At 38.9% G+C, this 20,326-nt stretch carries 15 protein-coding genes; 8 read left to right on the top strand and 7 right to left on the bottom strand.

The genetic code is table 11. From position 1 onward, the window contains the following. Nucleotides 1-216 precede the first annotated feature (216 nt). A complete protein-coding gene (locus ABJE44_RS16720) occupies nt 217-3,234 on the top strand; it encodes a diguanylate cyclase (protein WP_348112714.1) in 3,018 nt (1,005 codons plus the stop codon). 113 nt (nt 3,235-3,347) lie between these two features. Here ABJE44_RS16720 and dbpA read toward each other — a convergent pair whose 3' ends face one another. From dbpA to pyrC, 4 genes are all read right to left on the bottom strand, one after another. Then, entirely contained in the window at nt 3,348-4,727 is a 1,380-nt protein-coding gene (gene dbpA / locus ABJE44_RS16715) for an ATP-dependent RNA helicase DbpA (protein WP_133471457.1), read from the bottom strand. A 29-nt stretch (nt 4,728-4,756) separates the two neighbouring features. Beyond that, complete coding sequence (locus ABJE44_RS16710) at nt 4,757-5,446, bottom strand: crotonase/enoyl-CoA hydratase family protein (RefSeq protein ID WP_348112713.1); 690 nt, start codon at nt 5,444-5,446, stop codon at nt 4,757-4,759. A 140-nt stretch (nt 5,447-5,586) separates the two neighbouring features. Beyond that, nucleotides 5,587-6,387, bottom strand: coding sequence for a transporter substrate-binding domain-containing protein (locus ABJE44_RS16705; RefSeq protein ID WP_348112712.1), 801 nt, complete (start codon nt 6,385-6,387; stop codon nt 5,587-5,589). A gap of 138 nt (nt 6,388-6,525) precedes the next feature. After that, nucleotides 6,526-7,557: a dihydroorotase gene (gene pyrC / locus ABJE44_RS16700; RefSeq protein ID WP_348112711.1), complete on the bottom strand. Its 1,032-nt coding sequence runs from the start codon at nt 7,555-7,557 to the stop codon at nt 6,526-6,528. A 209-nt stretch (nt 7,558-7,766) separates the two neighbouring features. On the opposite strand from pyrC, the gene ABJE44_RS16695 reads away from it, so the two are divergent. Next, the gene (locus ABJE44_RS16695) at nt 7,767-9,518 is read left to right on the top strand and encodes a lysophospholipid acyltransferase family protein (protein WP_348112710.1); all 1,752 of its coding nucleotides are present in this window, start codon (nt 7,767-7,769) and stop codon (nt 9,516-9,518) included. Between the two features lie 150 nt (nt 9,519-9,668). Here ABJE44_RS16695 and yegD read toward each other — a convergent pair whose 3' ends face one another. Continuing rightward, nucleotides 9,669-11,021: a molecular chaperone gene (yegD, locus tag ABJE44_RS16690; protein WP_348112709.1), complete on the bottom strand. Its 1,353-nt coding sequence runs from the start codon at nt 11,019-11,021 to the stop codon at nt 9,669-9,671. A gap of 396 nt (nt 11,022-11,417) precedes the next feature. Here yegD and ABJE44_RS16685 point away from each other — a divergent pair, with 396 nt between their 5' ends. The 6 genes from ABJE44_RS16685 to ABJE44_RS16660 all read left to right on the top strand — a co-directional run bounded on the left by ABJE44_RS16685 (nt 11,418) and on the right by ABJE44_RS16660 (nt 18,443). Continuing rightward, nucleotides 11,418-11,855, top strand: a complete 438-nt coding sequence (locus ABJE44_RS16685; protein ID WP_348112708.1) for a hypothetical protein — start codon at nt 11,418-11,420, stop codon at nt 11,853-11,855. Nucleotides 11,856-11,865: 10 nt separating this feature from the next. Beyond that, entirely contained in the window at nt 11,866-12,063 is a 198-nt protein-coding gene (locus tag ABJE44_RS16680; RefSeq protein WP_348112707.1) for a helix-turn-helix transcriptional regulator, read from the top strand. Between the two features lie 178 nt (nt 12,064-12,241). Next, nucleotides 12,242-12,865 carry a tyrosine-type recombinase/integrase gene (locus ABJE44_RS16675; RefSeq protein ID WP_348112706.1) on the top strand — a complete coding sequence of 208 codons (624 nt, stop codon included), beginning with the start codon at nt 12,242-12,244 and terminating at the stop codon, nt 12,863-12,865. A 361-nt stretch (nt 12,866-13,226) separates the two neighbouring features. Beyond that, a complete protein-coding gene (locus ABJE44_RS16670) occupies nt 13,227-14,564 on the top strand; it encodes a DUF4041 domain-containing protein (RefSeq protein ID WP_348112705.1) in 1,338 nt (445 codons plus the stop codon). A gap of 11 nt (nt 14,565-14,575) precedes the next feature. Beyond that, the gene (locus tag ABJE44_RS16665) at nt 14,576-15,799 is read left to right on the top strand and encodes a DUF4041 domain-containing protein (protein WP_348112703.1); all 1,224 of its coding nucleotides are present in this window, start codon (nt 14,576-14,578) and stop codon (nt 15,797-15,799) included. 736 nt (nt 15,800-16,535) lie between these two features. Continuing rightward, on the top strand, nt 16,536-18,443 hold the full coding sequence (locus ABJE44_RS16660) for a prolyl oligopeptidase family serine peptidase (RefSeq protein WP_348112702.1): 1,908 nt from the start codon (nt 16,536-16,538) through the stop codon (nt 18,441-18,443). 625 nt (nt 18,444-19,068) lie between these two features. On the opposite strand, the gene ABJE44_RS16655 is transcribed toward ABJE44_RS16660, so the two are convergent. After that, complete coding sequence (locus ABJE44_RS16655) at nt 19,069-19,413, bottom strand: zinc ribbon domain-containing protein YjdM (RefSeq protein WP_348112701.1); 345 nt, start codon at nt 19,411-19,413, stop codon at nt 19,069-19,071. 124 nt (nt 19,414-19,537) lie between these two features. Further along, nucleotides 19,538-20,059 carry a hypothetical protein gene (locus ABJE44_RS16650; protein ID WP_348112700.1) on the bottom strand — a complete coding sequence of 174 codons (522 nt, stop codon included), beginning with the start codon at nt 20,057-20,059 and terminating at the stop codon, nt 19,538-19,540. Between the last annotated feature and the right edge of the window lie 267 nt (nt 20,060-20,326).

Here is a 20,326-nt window from a genome sequence, read left to right as displayed (position 1 = left end):
CCCAAAAATCAAACAGTACTGTAACCTAGCGATTTCAATTAGCCAACACACTTAAAAAGTAACCGAACTAAAATGGCTGTTTAAAAGCGAGCTCTATAAAAAAATTAAAATTCTTCCCATAAACATACAAGGTTCACTCTTTAAATATATCGAAGTTCAATACTTGATTTAAAGTTATTTCAGTTTACATTATTATGACTGGGTCCTTGATGGAGTATGACTATTATTCTGAGAATCTTTACCGTAGGTACAAAACTCAATTACTGTTTTGCTATTCTGCTCATATTTATTTTAAATACTTTCGTAGTGGCTGCTCCCGTTGTCCCAACCCATTTCACACATTTATCAGTTCAAGATGGTTTATCTCAGGTAACAGTATCCGATATTATTGAGGATAATATTGGCTTTATGTGGTTCTCCACTCAAAGTGGTCTTAATCGATATGATGGTTACAATTTTGTAAATTATAAAAAAGACCAAAACCTCGACGGCTCAGGACCTATGGGCGACTACGTGTATAAGATGGCTCTTAATAAAACTACTGGAGATCTTTGGGCCGCAAGCTCTAGGGGATTGAGCCGCTATGATCAGAAATATGATCGTTTTGTTCATTACCCTTTAATTGACTCCGCAGGCATGCAACATCATTTTGTAGCAACAGTTGTATACGACAGAACGGGAAGATTATGGGCGGGCACCAACCTAGGACTATTTGAATACCACCCAAACTCAGATTCATTTATTCACGTTGAATTAAATCAAAGTGCTAAATTTCGAATACAAGACATTGAGCAAGATATAAATGGTGTAATTTGGCTTGCTACCAGCCAAGGGTTATATGCATTCAAGGAAGATAGACCCTTATATACTATACCTGAATTAGAGGGTATAGAAGTTTCAGATATCGAACTTATCAACAAAAATCAAATATGGTTCTCAACCAATGGTAAAGGCATTTACTCAAAGCAAGACACGACAGATTTACGCCACGTTATTAAACCATTGAAGGACCTATCTTCAGAACTTTCAAGCCCTTCAGTTTCTTCAATTAAGCAAATCCGCAATGGCGATATATGGATAAGCACATTAGGTGGTTTAACCATTACCCGCTCAGAGAACAATGCTGAAATCATAAATCTGAACTACAAAAAAGAAAAAAATAACTTACTTAGTGGCCATCAAATGAGTCGTACCTTTGAAAGCCAATCAGGATTGATTTGGCAAGGAACATGGCGATCAGGGTTTTCTAAGTTTGACCCTAGCAGTTTACAATTTAAAACCCTACTTGCTGGTAATGATAAATCAACCAGAGGAATGACAAAGGACAACCAAGGCAATATTTGGTTTGGAACCCCAGAAGGTTTATGGAAAAGAGAACTCTCTGGACAAATCACTGGCCCTTGGACATTTGAAAATAAACAAAATAACGTAGAATTTTTAGAGTCAAACATGATCTCATCTTTAGCCTATTCCGAATCCTCAGATACAATCTGGATTGGCACAAGGTCTGGGTTAGCTTACCTTGAGAAAAACCAGAAGTATTTAAAACATGCAGAAACGATACAGGGAGCGAGAATTTACACTTTAACCGCGGACAAAATAGGAGACCTTTGGTTAGGGGGCTTTAACAACGGTTTACTTTATGTAGATGGAAAAACTCACAAAATAAAAAAACAATGGCCAATGGGAAGTGTAACTAAAATTTTATTAGATGCTGATGGTTTTGTCTGGGTTGGCACAATGGAAGGATTGCTAAGAATAAATAAGCACACCGGAGAAGTCCTAGATTTGTATGCAGCCAACAGGTCCCCAGCCAATCGCAGTCCCCGTATAATTACCTGGATTTCGAAGTCAAAAAATGGACAACACTATTGGCTAGGAGCTCAAGGCTCTGGCATTCTAAAGTTAAGTTATGATGAAAAAACAGATGACTTTATATTTCAACAAGTCGCCCCGGGATCACACTTATCTACCCTAGCAATAGGCGGTATAGAAGAAGACAGCAAGGGAAACCTTTGGGCCAGCACCATTGAAGGAATAGCTAAACTAGGCCCAAGTTTAGAAAATCCAGAATACTTTAACGATAGTCATGGTGTAAAAATAGAAGGGTATTACATCAATCACAGTTTAACGAATATAGATTCAACAATAGTTTTTGGAAGCCCTGTAGGTCTCACCTATTTTAGTCCAGAAGACGCTTCTCAATCAAAGTGGAGCCCTGCTATTGTGTTCACTAAATTATCAATATTAGGCAATCGAAGTGCCAATACTCAAAATGAGCCTTCCACTCATCAGCTTCCTATTTATCAAGCGAAAGAAATAACCTTACAACCTGAAGACCTTGTCTTTAGTATTGAATTTAGTGCACTTGACCTATCCGCTCCTACGTTTAATCAATACCAATATAAATTAAATGGGTTCGATACAACTTGGAATACAACAAGCTCTTCAAATAGAGTTGCAACCTATACAAACCTAGATGCCGGTAGCTATACATTAATGGTTAAGGGAACCAACAAGGATGGAATCTGGAGTGACCAAGTCGGTGAAATAACAATTACAGTTATTCCGCCATGGTGGCTGACGACTTGGGCAAAAGTACTTTGGATAAGCATAATTGTAGCCTTGTTGATTGGCTTTTATCGAAGGAGAGTTTATGCATTACAGAAACGCTCATACTTATTGTCTATTCAGGTAGAAGAACGAACTGCTGAGTTAGAGGCTATGAATAAAAAGCTACTAAGGTTATCAACAATCGATGATTTAACTGGCTTAAGAAACCGTAGGGATTTTAGAAATAATGCCTTACAAGAGTTATCTCGGTGTAAACGAGGTGGAGATCCGTTTTGTATTTTGCTAATTGACATTGATTATTTTAAGCAGGTAAATGATGTTAACGGGCATATATGTGGTGACAAAGTGCTCATTGAAACAGCCCAAGTTATGCAAAGTCACATTAGACAGCAAGATTTTCTGGCTCGCTGGGGCGGAGAGGAATTCATCATGATGATAGTAGATACTGATATTGAACAAGGAGTACAAATCGCTGAGAAAATCCGACTCGCCGTGGCTAGAAATATAGTGGAATACGAAGAACAAGAAATCTGTGTTTCTATTACCATAGGAGTCAGTCAAATTACTGCAGATGAAGAGTTAGATGTCTGTATCAATCGCGCCGATAAAAACCTTTATCTAGGTAAAAATGACGGTAGAAATAGAGTTGTAGCTGACTAGCCACTCTCTACTTAGATAAATCACCAATAAAGTAATACAACGTGGTGATAAAAATCAATTAAAAACGGAGCCTGTAGGCTCCGTTTTTATTGATTCAAATTTTAATAGATTTTCTAGCTTAACTTTCTAGCCTTAAACTTACGGCCTTTCAGTTTACCTTCATTAAATTGCTTCAGAGCACGCTTTACACTACGAGTTTTCACCGCGACATATGTGTGCATTGCGGTAACATTGATTTTACCAATATCGTCAAAGACAATGTCAGCGTCTTTAGTTAAGGCACCTATAATATCACCTGGGCGAAGTTTGCTCTTTTTACCACCATCAATACAAATGGTTTCGTATTCGGGTTGGATCAACCGATTGGCATGAAAACGCAAAGCCTGAATACCCGTCCATTTAATTTTAGATTTTTGATAATCCTCGATGGCATTCGCTCGATGCACTTCTTTGGGCGAACATATAGTTAATGCTAAACCTTTCGCATCTGCCCTCCCCGTTCGGCCAATACGGTGAATGTGCACTTCAGGGTCTGGCGTAACTTGGTAACTGATTACCGCGTTCACTTCTTTTATATCTAACCCACGAGATGCCACATCGGTCGCAATTAATACAGATACACTTCGATTAGCAAAACGAGTGAGAACTTGGGTACGCTCTCGTTGTTCTAAATCACCATGCAGAGCAAGAGCCGATACCCCAAGCTCTCTGAGTTCGTCATACACTTCTTGGCAAGCAATTTTGGTATTGCAAAAAATGATCGCTGACTCTGGTTGATAATGACTCAACATGGCGGCAACCGCTTTTGTTCTATGAGCTTCTTCTACTTCAAAAAATAGCTGTTCAATTTTGCTAGTTTCATGAGTCGCCTCAACACTTACCTCAACAGGGTTACGCTGCACATCTTGACTGATTTGCGCAATAGTATCCGGGTAAGTAGCTGAAAATAATAATGTTTGCCTATCAAGGGGAACAGCATCAATGACCTTTGCCATTTCAACTTCAAATCCCATATCTAGCATACGGTCTGCTTCATCAAGCACCAGGGTGTTCACTTCGCTCAAATCCAAACGTTGGCGAAAAAGGTGATCCATAATTCGCCCAGGTGTGCCCACAATAATATGCGCTCCGTGCTCTAATGAGCCTATTTGAGGCCCCATAGGAGTACCACCACATAAAGTGAGCACTTTGATATTATGAATACCCCGTCCTAGCTTACGGATCTCTAGCGCTACCTGCTCAGCCAGTTCTCGTGTGGGGCACATCACCAAAGCTTGGACTCTAAACCGCTTCACTTTAAGGTTATGCAGTAAGCCCAAACCAAAAGCAGCGGTTTTACCGCTTCCAGTTTTAGCTTTAGCTACCACATCTTTACCTTCTATGATGGCTGGTAAGCTCATTGCCTGTATATCAGTCATCTCTTTGAAACCCATGGTTTCTAAGTTATCTAGTAAGGCATTATTTAAGCCTAATGAAGCAAATTCTTTATTCAAAATATTCTCTTTGGTTACACAGTTTTCAATTACAAACTGCTGTGGCGATCTTTTTCAATACTTTCATCTAGCACTTGCAGTAATTCTGCACGAGCTTTTAATTTAGTTTGGTGATGAGCCTTCATGTCTAATTTAGTCATGGCTTTTGCAATAAAATTAACCGTAGGTAAGAACTCCTCTTCAGATACCACTTTATCTAAAAATCCTGCAATCACAGCGTCTTGAGGTGATACCATTTCGGCTAAAATTACAGACCGATTAAAAAATACTGGCGCTAACCGGCCTCTAGCTAATTCTAGCCCAGCATGATGCATAGTCATACCAATAGCCACTTCATTTAGACCAATCTTAAACGGACCCTCTACTCCAATACGGTAGTCAGCCGCCAATAACAAGAATGCACCTTTAGCTACTGCATGGCCACTACACGCGACCAAAACAGGAAACGGAAAAGACAACATACGTCTTGTGAGGCTAGAGCCTTTAGCGACTAATGCCATAGCAGCTTCCATACTCTCACCCATGACTTTTAAATCATATCCGCCAGATAACATACCCGGCTGCCCCGTTAATACAACTACCGCTTTATCTTGCTCTGCTTGATCTAATGCCTGATTTAACTCATCAATAACTTGGTGTGATATGGCATTCACTTTGCCATTCTGAAGTGTGATTGTGGCTATATTGTTCTCTATGTAGCATGTAACTAGGTTACTCATAATACTCTCTCATAGGTAAATGGTTAATGTCTTAAAGGGCTAAGTTGATACCTACATATGGGAAGCAAATAGAGCTTAAAGAACAACTCATAAATATTCATATCAAACTATCATTTTAATTAACAGTAGTGGTCGCTTACTTATTGGGAGTCAAGCCAGGTTAACTTTCGAGTAGAGTGTCGTTTAACAATTTCATCGACCATACCCGACTGTTTCATGTTACTTATGTGCAAATTAAATTCGGGCAATTTTTGTAGCCAATCCTTACTTAACATAAGCGAGATATGTTCCTGTGCGACATAGTCTGGCGTACGATACAAAACATTCATATCGGCAATATTATTTTGTAACCATTCCTTTCTAAAATCATCAACCAAAGCTAGGTCACATCGGTCTTTCATCATAATTCTGATAACAGGTGCACCTAAAGAAACATTAAGTCTTTTTAATGTTTTTTGCTCCATAAAAGGTTCAATAACAGGGTGTATAAAGTTTTCCCTTGTACACACAGTTCTACCTTCAACCCAATTGCTTAAAGAGCCGTGAATGTCAAAAGGACGAGTTGAATATAAGTATTCAGCATAGACATAAAAGTCTTCACTAAATAACACCTGCTCTGGGATGGATACCCAGCTCTTAGCTAAAAAAGTGGCGTTGTAAGTACCGCTTAAGATATTGGCTTCTAGTTTATTTCTGGGTGTAGAAATAAATTCAACTTCTAACCCCATGCGCCTACCAAGCTCTTCAGACAAATCTATCAGAATGCCTAAATAACGTTCATCACTAGGATTAAAGTACACAAAAGGGGGCTCTTGCGCATGCAGAACCCCTACTTTAAAGACATTTTCGTTACTGCTAGCAAATACATCGACAGCACTCAACATTGCTAAAATGCTGTAAACTAATGCCCAACTATGGACTCGGGAAATATATCTACTCATATCCATTTCTGCTGAATCTGTACTGCAATATTATTGCTAAATTCAACTGTTATCTCCCTGATGTTTTGATGTAAGTTTGGCCTAAAATAACGCCTGACTTGTTAATAAATGAGTTTAATGGTTAGCACTAAGAAAAATCTAACTTATTTTCCAAGCTACAGATTGACCCGCAAAGAAAGGCACAATCGCTTCGCCATTGGGTAACGTCACAGTGTCAGGCACTGACCAAGCCTCTTTCACTAGTGTCACCTTTGTGGTGTTGCGAGGTACACCGTAGAAATCTGCACCATGAAAACTTGCAAACCCTTCAAGTTTATCTAGTGCACCTAACTCTTCAAATACCTGCGCGTATAACTCCAAGGCACTCCAAGCACTGTAACAACCCGCGCAACCACAGGCATTTTCTTTAGCATGCCTAGCGTGAGGAGCTGAGTCTGTACCTAAGAAAAACTTAGAAGACCCACTCGCCACTACCTTACGCAACGCTTGTTGATGTGTGCCTCTTTTCAACACCGGTAAACAATAATTATGGGGCTTTACACCGCCAACGAGTAAATCATTGCGGTTTAATAATAAATGCTGTGGCGTGATGGTAGCGGCTAGATTATCAGAGCCAGCTAAAACAAATTCTGCTGCATCTCCTGTAGTGATGTGCTCAAACACCACTTTTAACGCAGGAAAATCATCAACTATCTTGCTCATGTATTGATCAATGAATACTTTTTCACGGTCAAAAATATCTATATGGCTTTCTGTTACTTCACCATGAATAAGCAGTAATAAACCTTGCTGTTGCATTTCTTCAAATACTTGATACAAGGCCTCTATCCCTTTAACCGCTTGTGCTGAATTAGTGGTTGCCCCAGCAGGATACAATTTTGCTGCAACAACCCCAGCCTCTTTGGCATCAATAATATCTTGTTTAGACGTTTGGTTAGTCAAATACAAGGTCATCAAAGGCTCAAAAGTACTGCCTTGGGTACGAGCAGCTAAAATTCTTTGTTTATATTCCAAAGCCAATTTAGCATTAACAACTGGCGGCACTAAATTAGGCATCACAATCGCCCTTGCAAAACACCTAGCTGTAGCAGGCACAGTTTCGCCTAACATATCGTCATCTCTAAAATGTAGATGCCAATCGTCTGGGGTGGTAATTGTAAGTTTTTGCATGGGGTTACCTAAATATAAATAGCGCTTCAATTAATCCAGCCATTATGCCTTAATTTGCTACTCAAAACCGTCGGTAATAGAGTCTTTTTTATATAAAAAAAGAAAGATAAATATAAAGCCATCTGAAGTTAGAATAAATTGCTGATTTTTATAGTAAATTAAAGCAAAATATAGGAATTATAATCACTATCAATTATGGAGCTGGTGTTATGCCTGCAGCCATTAGCCTGCTTAATCTTATCCCTAAAGATAAATTAAACCCATTAAAAAAAGTTATCGTCAAAACCCTAGATAAAGCTTTAGGAATTTCCCAATTAAATGAGCTTTATATAAAAACTCGTCTTCAAGGGGTTGATAAAACCACTTTCGCAAAAGGTCTACTGGATACACTTAATATTCAGTTAGAAGGCGTTGCAGGTCTGCAAGCTAAAATTCCTAAAGAAGGACCTGTCGTGATTGCTAGCAATCACCCTTTTGGCGGAATAGAAGGAGTCATTTTAGCCTGGGCAATTGAACAAGTTCGACCCGATATTAAAGTGATGGCTAACCAAGGTCTTAAAATATTTCCTGAATTACAAGACTACTTTATCTTCACTAATCCTTTATCAGAAAATGACCCTAAAAATGCGCCGTCTATACGTCAGTGTTTAAAGCATGTGAAATCTGGTGGAGCATTATTATTGTTTCCAGCAGGTAGGGTGAGCTACTTCCATAAAGATACAAAACGAATTGCGGACCATACCTGGAACAGAATTGTTGCCAGTATTGCAAGCCGTGCCAAGGCACCATATGTCCCAGTCTTTGTAAGTGGTTTAAATAGTCCTCTTTTTTATCGTTTAGGTAGAATTTACTATCGTTTACGATTACTTATGTTGGCCCGAGAACTTACCAACAAGCAAAATGCAAAAATTAAGGTGTCGGCAGGCTTCCCAATAGAAGAAAAACACTATGCCAAAGATGCTGACTTAACATGTCGTACAGAGTTATTCAGAGCACAAAGTTATTTGATTTCACCTGAATATGAAACGTCTTGGCCTGCAGATCCCGTAACCCATATGCAACCTCTAGCAGATGAAGTTCCCTATCATGAAGTGCTAGCAGAAATTGCACAGCTACCGGCAGAACAGCACCTACTAGACCACAAAGACTTCTCTGTCTATTTTGGGTATCAAAAGCAATTGCCAAAAACGGTAGACGAAATCGCTCGCCTACGAGAAATGGTATTTCGAGAACATAATGAAGGCAGCGGGGAACCTAGGGATACCGACCACTTTGATGCAACCTATATTCAACTCTTTGTCATTAAAAAAGACACGGGGCAAATTATTGGTGCCTATCGAATGGGGCAAACAGACAAATTATTGGCAGACGGTAACTTAGATAACCTATATCTCAATCGTATGTTTGATTTTGGGCCTGAGTTTGTCAACCGTCAAAAGCCTTGTTTAGAGATGGGCCGCTCTTTCTTAATTCCTGAATATCAACGAAGCTTCCAAGGGTTATTTTTATTATGGAGAGGCATTGGCGCATACGTATGTAAATACCCTCAATACCGAACGCTATACGGAACCGTATCAATAAGTAAATTATACGACATGCGCAGCGTGGCAGTGATCGAACAAGCTATGGTTACCACCACAAACAATGTCGCTCGTAGGTACCCTTACTCCTACACATTTCAACCAGAATTTTGTGATTTTGCAAAAAAATATGGACTGAAAGAACATATCACCCCCTTGTTAAAAACAATTGAGCCAGATGGTAAAGATATTCCTGTTTTACTGAAACACTACAATAAATTAGGTGCGGTATTCCACAGTTTAGGTGTTGATAAAAGTTTTAATGACACCCCAGGCTTGTTACTCAGTGTTGATTTACCATCAGCACCAGAAAAGTTACTAAAGCTGTATTTAGCAGACGGTTGGGAAGATTATAAAAAGGCAGTCAAACCCAAAGAATAGCGATAACAAAAAAGGGCTTAACTAGGTAAATAGTTAAGCCCTTTACATTTTGTGGCGCTAAACACACTATATATTGCTACCTATCTTTTTAGACATTTCAGTCGGGTCTTTAATAGCGTTTTAATCTCTACCCACTTCTACAAAATATGCTCACTTAAAACACAAATCTGCCCACCTTGCTAAACCAGAAGTAACCGAGCCTTCGTAATCACCATTGGCAATAGGTACGTTACCCACTACTGATTTTATCGCCGCTCTTAAGTGTGGAGAGCGAGCAGAGCCACCTGTGATGAATATCTCATCTGGCTGTATTTGTGCTTGTGCGAGAGTCTCTTGCACTAACTTTTGGATTTTAAGTACCGGGCGATAGATAGATTTTTCCATTTGCAGTATAGAAACAGGAATATCAATACTCTCAGAAGGCAGCTGCAAATTAGCAATAAAATTATCGTTATTAGATAAAGCAATTTTTGTTCTTTCTGCCTCAGCCACAATACTATGGCCTAAGGTATTGTCGTACACGTCTATCAGCCTTGCCAGCTTATCTGGCTGCTTAGCCGAAGACTGCATACTCTTCAACTCTCGATAATTAGCCCGCGAATAAAAGGTTTTTTGGGCAATCACATCGTTAATAGCAATACATTCCCAAAATGGCATATTGGGCATAGGTAAGCCAGATTTAGCATCGGTGTCTTTGCCAAATTCAAACATAAAACTTTTGCTAGCAAGATGAATATCTAAGTCATTACCGCCAACAAAACTGCCTGCATGCCCCAGCAAAGATTCAGCACGTTGCTCTTTACCTACCCAACTAGGCCCCATGCGTATCAAAGAGCAATCTGAAGTACCACCACCAATATCCACCACCAGCACGTTTTTGTCAGAGGTTAAACTCGCTTCATACTCTAACCCTGCGGCCACCGGTTCAAACTGAAATTCGATATGTTTAAAGCCCGCTCTAGTGGCAGCTCGACGTAAAATATCTTCAGCCTGAATATTGGCTTGCTCGCCACCCTTATTATGAAAATTAATCGGCCGGCCAATCACAGTTTCAACTACCGGTTTACCTAATGACACTTCAACCTTTTGCTTAATATTGGCCATCATGGCGCACACAATATCTTCAAATATGGTGTAACGAATTTCATCTAAACCCAATAAGCCTAAAAAGGATTTAGGCGATTTCACATAGTAATAGTCGGTAGGGTCTTCTAGATACAAAGCAGTAGCTTGTTTACCAAAACGAATATCATCAGGAACCAGATCTATACCTTCTCTTTTGTTGGTATTAATCGAGTTTTGTAGCAAGGTTTTACCCACACTACTCATGGGTAAAATGTTTAAGTGTCGATATAGATACTCCGTAACCGACTCTCTATTAGGCGCGCACAAGGTAGATGAAAGTAACACCTCACCTTCGTTTAATGGGATGGACTCAACTTTATTATTAACTATATGTGCAACGGAACATGTGGCGGTACCGAAATCAAAACCAACGGCCATTTTTACCTCTTAAAAGATTATATCTACCTGACTATATGAGCTCTAAAATAAACGACTCTGTGAACAGCAAGGAAATGCTGAGCTTATATTTTACAGAGAACACAAAGAAAAGACACGATGGCTTAGCTGAAAGATAAGTATCTGTATCTTATGGTCATTAGAACTCAGTGAAGGCTGACGGACTCGGGTGAGCGATTGGCAGACACATTGGAAATTGTCTGATAGTCTAGGTTAAGGTCAGTTTTCGACCCATAGTGGACGAAATGACTTCTCAGGTTTAACGGCAGAAAAGAGCGATCAGCTGCAGTTCGTTTTTTATAGAAATGTAACCTTGAGGTATCTTCTTGGGATGTATGTGTTACATTGCCGGTGATTAAACTAATTAAGGAAGTAGCTATGAAGAACGATAATTTTTCGATTATTTCTCGGTTTCATGTCTCAAGCATGTCATGTTGCTTATTTTTGATACTAAGTATGAGCACTGCAATCTTTTACTCAACGCTTGTAAATCAAACACAAATCAATATACAAACTTGGATGCTGGTTACATTAAGTATTTGTACGTCGTGGCTATTTTTTAACGTGAAAGACTGGAAAGCTTATTACAAATTATATAAAAATCAAAATCACCTAATTAACGATGAACGCTTTCAAAATCACTCAAATAAGGCTGCAAAATTAGGTTTTATTACTTTAATGATAAGTAATTTGTCTATGTTAATTATTGATCTTTTTGTATTTTCATTAGGTGTTGGCTTCACCTCTCTATTTTCTTTAGTTTCTGGGCTATCTGCATTTTTAATAGCACACATAATACTAGAGTTAAGAGAATAAGGACTTAAACGTGGAGTTACTAAATAAGTTAAAGGTACATCGTGCAATTCATAATTTAACTCAAGCAGAGCTTGCATTAAAAGTTGGTGTAAGTAGAAAAACAATTAATACGGTAGAAAACGGTATATTTATTCCATCAACGGTTTTAGCTCTAAAAGTAGCTGAAGTCTTAAATGTAACAGTGGAAGAGATATTTTCGTTAAAGTAATCTTATATTCGTACTTAGCGGAGTCTTACTATTTACTTACAGCAATATAGAAATCGATAGGTTCAGAGACATTGATTTGTCAAAAGTTGAATGGCCGCTTTTGGCCGAAGCCACGCTTAATCTGCCAAGTTAATATTTAGGTACCGTACTTATATCTCCGTTAAATAGGAGAACCATCATGTATGCCTTAACCATTTATGTTCCCAAAGAACCTTGGAATAAGAATAAACTTATTGGACAGAAGCTACCGCTCAAACTTCAACAAATTTGGTCTATTCGAATACGGTTAGAGCTATCCAACAAAACAAGAGACCTAGCACTTTTTAACCTAGCAATAGACAGCAAGTTACGTGGATGTGATCTCGTCGCGTTGCGGGTCAGAGATGTTTGTCACGGCAATATTATCCAATCTCGAGCAATTGTGGTTCAGAAGAAAACACAGCAACCCGTTCAGTTTGAGATAACTGCACATACCAGAAAATCTATTTCAGAATTAATTGCGACACAAAACCTAAATCCAAACAATTACTTGTTCAAATCGAGAGCCAAGCCCTCAGACCATATTTCTACGAGGCAATATGGCAGAATTGTTGATAATTGGGTTGATTCAATTGGTTTGGACAAAACTCAATATGGCACGCATACGATGCGGCGAACAAAGCCATCACTCATTTATAAAAAGACTAAGAACTTAAGAGCTTGTCAGTTATTGCTTGGGCATCGAAAACTTGAAAGTACCGTTAGATATTTGGGTATAGAAGTTGATGATGCGCTTGAAGTATCTGAGAGTATTGATGCGTAGCTAGATTGCCAAAGGATACATAATTCTTTGGCAAGTTGTCTTATAAACAGGATGTCGGGGTAATCACTTGGACTTGGTTGTGCCAAAAGTCGATATTACAGAGAGTCCAAGTGACTGTCTCAAAATAGTAGAAAGCGGAGCATCAGGGTTTGCCCAATAAGGTGCAAGATTGAGAGATATTAGTGACTATATACTCTCACTTGCAGATAGCAGATTTACACGCTACTTTAAGTAAATTCATCTAACCAATTAAATTATGATAAAAAATTGCGGTACTAAAATAAATCGGAGGAAAAAGCATTAATTTGCGTTAGTATTTTACAGTCGTCATTTATAGACGATAATTTAAAAAGGAATATCTATGCAGGACGCTTCTTCAGTAATACCTATCATCGCATTATTTGTTGCTGCTCTGCTCCTGTTTTTAGGCATTTTTTTTACCAAAAAACATTACAAGCGAGCAACCTATATTGCCCACAGGCAATCAGATTTAGTCAATTTTTCAATTGATGAAATGTTAGGTGACATCAATACACAAAAAGACGCTATTGATAACAAAATAACTCAAGGTCATATTTTCTATAACCAATTGCAGGAATTTTTAGAAAAAGCGCAAAAAAAAGCTAGTCACATAGACGTTGGTCTTGTTCCTCCGACATTTAACTTTGATGATAGCGAAGCGCTTAAGTCAGCTATTTATCAGTGCAGAACAAAACAGTATGAATGCATCAAAAACCTACAGGCTACTAATGCCTATACCGATTGGGAATTTTTCGGTAGTAAAAAAGATGGGGCAAAGATGGTAGCTGATTACCAACTTCTTCTGCTTAAGGCTTTTAATGCTGAGTTTGAGATCATTAGAAAGAAAATGCGTGTAAAAACCTATGATACCGCAATAAGTAAATTAGAGCGTTTGGGAGAGCAACTTCAGAACTTAGGTGATACAGCAAACGTATCAATCTCAGGAAGCTATTTAAATTTAAAACTAAATGAGCTTGATGCGTGGCACGGTGAATTAGAAGCTAAAGAAGAACTTAAAAATCAAAGAAGATTACAACAGGCCAGACTTAGAGAGCAAAACAAAGTAGGTGGTGATGACTCTGCTGAATTGGAAGAGGAAATTGCGGCTCGTGAAAGTGAGCTAATTAAGGCCCAGCGTAAAGCTGAATTACTGGCTGGTGAAGAACGTGCAAAGCTTGAATTGCTTATAGAAAAAATAAAAATCGAAAAAGCAAAGTTAGAAGAAAAATTTAGTCGATCAATATCTCAAGCCCAAATTACAAGGGTTGGTTATATTTATGTCATTTCTAACCATGGTTGCTTCGGTGAAGGTATTGTTAAAATCGGCATGACACGCCGCCTTGAACCAATGGATCGCGTCAACGAACTTGGCGATGCAAGTGTGCCATTTAAGTTCGATGTACACACTATTGCTTTTGTTGATGACGCGCCTAAAGTTGAAAAGGAGTTACATAATAAATTCTCCAAATTACGCGTAAATACCGAAAATCATAGGAAAGAATTTTTTCGAGTTTCACCTGACGAAGTGAAGAGTGAATTGGATCAAATGGGAGTGATTTCTGACTGGTATTTTGATGTGGAAGCAAAAGAATTTAATGAAAGCCATCTGATTCGAAATGCTATTAATGAGCACAACAAGTCAACTTCAGAGTCTAAAACTTTACCTGAAAGTATCTAAGGAAGAACATTATGTTACTCATCATAAATAGTGCAGCAGTTGGGATTATGGCCGCATTTGCAATCTATTCGTTCTTGCGATTTAACGGTCAGAAATCAGTCTATGTTGAAATCAAAGATAAGTTTAGGTTTGTAGATAAGGAGCAAGATGCACTTAAACTAAGTGAGTCAAAGTACTCAGAATTGCAAAAGTCATATCTGAAAAGTAAAGGGCAATTATCATCGCTAGAGAGACAAATACAGCAATACTCAATCGGTATAGGCACGGTTGACAATAAAGTGTTTCAACGCACAACTGAATTTGAAAAGTTGGAGCCACTGACATCAAAACTGAGCGAAGTTAAAGAACAGGCAAAACTATTGGTTAAAGACAAAAAAGCATGTATTTGTGACCTTGGTAATAATCTTCAGATTAATGGTCGCAAAGCGGGTGCCACAAAACTTATTAATCGAGAAATAAAACTAAGAATACGTTGCTTTGATAACGAAGTTGAAGCAGCCATAGTCCTAGCTAATTGGAACAACATTAATCGCCTTGTAGAGCGAGTTGGGAATGCGTTTGATGATATAAATACTAGAGGTAAAATCATCAAAACACAGTTACAACCTGGTTACAGAGATTTGAAAATATCCGAATTAAAGTTGTCATATGAAATTAACCAGTTAAAGAACGATATAAAAGAAGCAGAACGAGAAGAACGGAAAGTACTAAGAGAAGCTGAACGAGAGGAAGGAAAAATCAAAGCAGCTGCCGAAAAAGCTCAAGAAGATAGGGAGCGTATGGAGAAGTTGGTACAGAAAGAACTACAAAAATACGAGTCAGCTACAGAGGAACAAAAAGCATTATTAGTAATGCATCAAGAAGAATTGGCGATATTGAAAGGGCGTGAGAATCGTGCAGTTTCGATGGCGCAGAAGACCCGTGCAGGCTATGTATACATCATTTCGAATAAGGTTGCATTTGGACCTGACATGATCAAGATTGGAATGACTAGAAGAGTTGACCCTAACGACAGAGTTCAAGAGTTGGGGGACGCATCAGTACCTGATACGTTTGATGTCCACGCATTCTTTTATAGCGAGGATGCCCCTGCATTGGAATCTGAGCTTCACAATATGTTCGCAGACAAGAGGGTGAACCTAATCAATAAAAGAAAAGAGTTTTTTTATCTGTCCTTTAATCATGTGATTGATGCCATAGATAATGGGAATTTTGAAGTGCAAAGGACTCTTTGATATTCAATACTTCGAACGATCGCTATCTCAGTATTTTCGCCATATAGCATGATCTGATATTTAGTCCGCTTTGGGCGTGGAGCTGAGCTTCTGAAGATCAAGGGCTCATCACTTATTCTGCTGTTCAGTTGGTTAATGAGATAGCCCGAGGTTCGTCATTCGCTTGGTGATTGCATCGCCGTCGTTGAAGAAATTATTGGTAGATAAATCCTGCCTATCTCTTTAAAAAGCACATTTATTGGCAGCAATTCAGTCTTTGTTAAATATAGAACCTTGGTACGTTAAATTAGACACATTGTTGTTACTGTTTAATGAAAAAACTATCGCTTCGCCTGAACCTGGTACCAGTTCTACTCTAACAGAATTTGGAATTATGTAGGGTGTGGCGATAGCGTGTAAATTCCCTGCTTCAAACAGTAATGCTTGTTGTTTTAATGAAACTTCAAAGCTGCCATATAAATAATCGGGGGCAGATGAACATTAAATCAATAAATCTTGAACTGATTTAGATGTAGTTGTCTGTACTAAGATTTTTCGTTCATATGTAAGGATATCGAGTGAGTTGCCTTCCCCGAGTTTGCCTGATTGTTTTTCCACAACAAAAGTCTAAGACATAGAAAATAACCTTGTTCTGACTCCGATTGACCTCGATAGTTGTAAATAATCGAGCGTAGTGAATAGAAATGTTTTCATCTATACTGGCGTTTCAAATAAGAGCCAATAAAGGTGCCTTGGAATGCGCATAGTAAGCTTATTAATTCACGGTTGTTTCGCTATTTCCTTCTACTTCCTAAGCATTTTTGTGATGACGGCTTCAACACAAGTTATTGCAGAATCTTTTGAGCCTACCTTTTCATGGGAAGAAGCTTGTGCTGTGTCGGTATGCAGGGGGACAGGGCATGATGGTGCATTTTCAGCTAAATTTCCGCCTAATGGCGAGCTACTTTTAGTTGAGGTGAAAAGCCTTGATAAAGACGGTCTGTATCTAGTAGATGCTAAAGGTGAGACAAGCTTGCTTACCAAAGGACGTGCTGTAAATTGGCACCCAACAGGAAAAGAGGTGATTTATCTTGATGAAGATGGACTTTGGTCAATCGATATAAATACCTTAAACAAAACTAAGCTTACCAATATGATAGAAGGCTCTCAGTCGCTTAAACTATCACCGAACGGGAAATGGCTCGCATTTGCAAAGCAACAAGCTGAGCATAAAGACATTTGGGTGATGCCATTAGATGGAAGTAAGCCAGCAAAGAAACTAACTAACAAGGCAATGTCAGCCGACGAGATTCGATTTAACTTTAGCTGGTCGCCCGATAGTAAGTTCATCAGCTATTTTTCGAATAAGACAGATTATTGGTTTGACGAACTTTGGATGGTTGAAGTAGCAAGTCAAAATCAAACGAAACTTACCGATACAGTGATGGGCCGTTCAGCTCCTTCTTGGTCTCCTGATAGCAGTAAAATAGCTATTTATGGCACTCAAAAGTCTGACTATTGGTATACACAGCTCGCCGATATTTTTGTAGTAGATTTACAAACTAAACATTATAAAAAGCTAGATATGCAAGTCAGAGCAAACGAGGAAGCTGGCTCACTTAAGTGGAGCGCCAACTCAATGCAGCTATATTTTATCAATCATCGCCGTGGGGAACATGAGCTATGGAGTGTAGACAGTGATGGCGGTGTGGCAACGCGAGTAACTCATAGTGGTGGGTTAATTCATGCTTGGGATATGTCAACTTCTAGTGATGCTTTTGCGATAATACGCTCTCTTCCTACTCGTGGCCGAGAGCTTGAACTAGTCTCAGGCAAAGATGGAACGCCGTCTCAAGTAACGCAATTTTCCACCAACTGGACTGGCCTCGTGGAGCCTAAACAGATTAGCTATAAAGCGAAAGATGGGACTTACATTCAAGCCTTTGCGTTTTATCCTCCAAGCTTCAATGCAAATAAATCATACCCTGCCATTGTACAGGTTCACGGAGGAGGCACTCACTCTTATTACAATGGCTTAAACCTAGTTGAACAAAGGCTGGCTCAACTCGGCTACGTAGTGCTTGCGGTAAACTATCGCGGAGGCTCTGGATTTGGTCGAGATTTTCAGGATCTTGCCACCAACGATTGGGCTAACACGCAAGCTTTAGATGCTGCGAGTGCAGCCGATTTTATTCGTGCTCAGCCATGGTCTAATAAAAAAGTCGGCATATATGGTTATAGCTATGGGGGCATCATTAGCATGGGGGCAATCACAAGATCTCCAAACGCTTTCGATGCAGCAGTGCCAATGAGCGGTATCTATGACTTTGCATCTGCTTATAACAATCAAAATAGATTGATTCGCTTGTTTATCAAACATGGTCACAGCGGGACACCAGATGAAACGCCAGAACACTATCGAATAAGTAACAGCTTAGACAAAATTAGTGCTGTTAACACTCCAGTTTTACTTATGCATGGCGAGTCAGACACAATTGCACCATTTAATCAGTTTGAGATGGCAAGAGATGCCCTAATTAAACATGATAAAGAATTTGAAGCTTATAGCTTTTCAAACCAACCTCATCGTTTCACCAACAAACAGAATAGAGTTGAAATGTATCAAAAACTGGAAGCTTGGATGGATAGATGGTTAAAAGAGTAAATATCAGAGCGTGGATGTTTTAATTTTAAATATTCGCATCGGGTACACTTAGCAGAGTGTATGAAAGATTCAGATAAGCCATACCATGAAAATAATCGGGGTCAGATGAACATTAAATCAATAAATCTTGAACTGATTTAGATGTAGCTGTCTTTACTAAGGTTTTTCGTTCAGAGGTAAGGATATCGAGCGAGTCGCCTTCCCCGAGTTTGCCTGATTGGTTTCCACAACAAAAGTCTAAGAAATAGAAAATAACCTTGCTCTGACCCCGATAGTTCGTGAAACAGCTTTAAACGCGATTCCGGCTCAAAAGACTACCGGAATGACACGTTTGTGATGGGTGGACTAATCCATGATGAAATAACGAGTTGGCGATGGAGTGATGTTATAATAGTGGTATGACAAACCTATGGGAGTAGCGCAATTGAAATCTCAGGTTCACCTACGAAACTAGTTACCCCCCTTCAGTCTCGGATCAGTGGCTTTGGCCCCAATTATTTCACAGATGTAAAACCCCATTTGTAAAAAACTCAGGAGGCTCAACGAGTTAATTCATTGAGTCTCATGAGTTATATCACTTCTTACTTTGGGAGTTTAGCAGTGGCACCCGGCTTGGCTAAGGGTTTTAAGCTGATTGCTTTTTCACAAACTTAGCAGTTACCATCATTTCACCAATACCATCTACTTTGCAGTCTAACTCATGGTCTTTTTTATCAAATATTCTTCTGACCAAAGCTTTAGTTCCAATCTTAATAACTTGTGAGCTACCTTTAATTTTTAAATCTTTAATCACTGTCACTTTATCGCCATCAGACAATAAGGCTCCATTGGCGTCTTTGATTAGTATTGCATCGTCATCTACTTCACCAGACTGAGGCCATTCATGACCACATTCAGGGCAAACGTACATATCACGGTCTTCGTAGGTATAAGTTGAATTGCATTCAGGGCAAGCGGGTATTTCGCTCATGGTGGAAAATCCTAAGTAATCATATAAGTAACAATATTATCCGCCGTTTAACCCTTAAATACTAGAGCATAGCTTTCAGGGGGCGGATAATTGCAGTTTTATTGACTGCAAAATTTTAGAAGTTTTAGGCCTGTTGACGCAAATAAGAAGCGGTGCTTGGTGCTATGCCAAAACTAGCAGAACTGGTATTTCCAAGTAGAGAATTGATCACACCTAATAGTGAGAAATGATGAATAGCATGGCTAGATACAAAAACAAGCTCTCTAGCTAATGTTGATTGAGTTTGAGTATTTTGAGTCTCGTTGACAGAGGTTTCACAAATAATATTAATAGGTAAATTCGCATCTAACTCACTCACTTCTGTTAACCACTGCTCTAATTCTGTCCATTTTGAGATCGCAGTAGTTACACATGACTCTACATTAGAGTGTCTGTTACGTTTGTTGTAATTAACAACCCCACTGGCAATACCATCTTTCAACGCCAAATAGTGGTCCAAAATATGGCGCATATGGGCCCCAGCACTACTAGAAAAGTGTGGTTTCAGGACTTGTTGATATCCTTCAGCAGAGATACTTAATAAAAAGCTTTTAGCCTGTTGAACGGTTTCCAGTTGACCTGTTAATGAGATTGTATTGTTGAGCATGCGCTACCTGTTTTACTTGTATATATGATTAATTAATTCCGACACGGGTATGACCATGACCAACCGTAAAAACTTTCATTACCAGATTACACTTTTTAGATTCAATTTAAAAAGGTCGTCTAACTAAGGTTTATAAAATTAATACAGTTATGTTACAAACATATTATTCGACAAATCATTGCTTTACATTAATTTAATGTAAGTTAAGTCACCATTTTTGCATAACTTAATTGCCCATTTCATCACAAATACTTCACTTTTTACAGC

Origin of the sequence: Paraglaciecola sp., assembly GCF_039942875.1 — a bacterium.
In the GTDB taxonomy this organism is placed as follows: Bacteria; Pseudomonadota; Gammaproteobacteria; order Enterobacterales; family Alteromonadaceae; genus Paraglaciecola.
The sequence above is the reverse complement of the archived record's forward strand: the minus strand, read 5'-3'. Positions and strand labels throughout refer to the sequence as shown.

Bases quoted from the DNA above. Each gene is read 5' to 3' on its own strand.
- ABJE44_RS16720 (WP_348112714.1), top strand. From the start codon at position 217: ATGACTATTATTCTGAGAATCTTTACCGTAGGTACAAAACTCAATTAC.
- ABJE44_RS16710 (WP_348112713.1), bottom strand. From the start codon at position 5,446: ATGAGTAACCTAGTTACATGCTACATAGAGAACAATATAGCCACAATC.
- ABJE44_RS16705 (WP_348112712.1), bottom strand. From the start codon at position 6,387: ATGAGTAGATATATTTCCCGAGTCCATAGTTGGGCATTAGTTTACAGC.
- pyrC (WP_348112711.1), bottom strand. From the start codon at position 7,557: ATGCAAAAACTTACAATTACCACCCCAGACGATTGGCATCTACATTTT.
- ABJE44_RS16695 (WP_348112710.1), top strand. From the start codon at position 7,767: ATGCCTGCAGCCATTAGCCTGCTTAATCTTATCCCTAAAGATAAATTA.
- yegD (WP_348112709.1), bottom strand. From the start codon at position 11,021: ATGGCCGTTGGTTTTGATTTCGGTACCGCCACATGTTCCGTTGCACAT.
- ABJE44_RS16685 (WP_348112708.1), top strand. From the start codon at position 11,418: ATGAAGAACGATAATTTTTCGATTATTTCTCGGTTTCATGTCTCAAGC.
- ABJE44_RS16675 (WP_348112706.1), top strand. From the start codon at position 12,242: ATGTATGCCTTAACCATTTATGTTCCCAAAGAACCTTGGAATAAGAAT.
- ABJE44_RS16670 (WP_348112705.1), top strand. From the start codon at position 13,227: ATGCAGGACGCTTCTTCAGTAATACCTATCATCGCATTATTTGTTGCT.
- ABJE44_RS16665 (WP_348112703.1), top strand. From the start codon at position 14,576: ATGTTACTCATCATAAATAGTGCAGCAGTTGGGATTATGGCCGCATTT.
- ABJE44_RS16660 (WP_348112702.1), top strand. From the start codon at position 16,536: ATGCGCATAGTAAGCTTATTAATTCACGGTTGTTTCGCTATTTCCTTC.
- ABJE44_RS16655 (WP_348112701.1), bottom strand. From the start codon at position 19,413: ATGAGCGAAATACCCGCTTGCCCTGAATGCAATTCAACTTATACCTAC.
- ABJE44_RS16650 (WP_348112700.1), bottom strand. From the start codon at position 20,059: ATGCTCAACAATACAATCTCATTAACAGGTCAACTGGAAACCGTTCAA.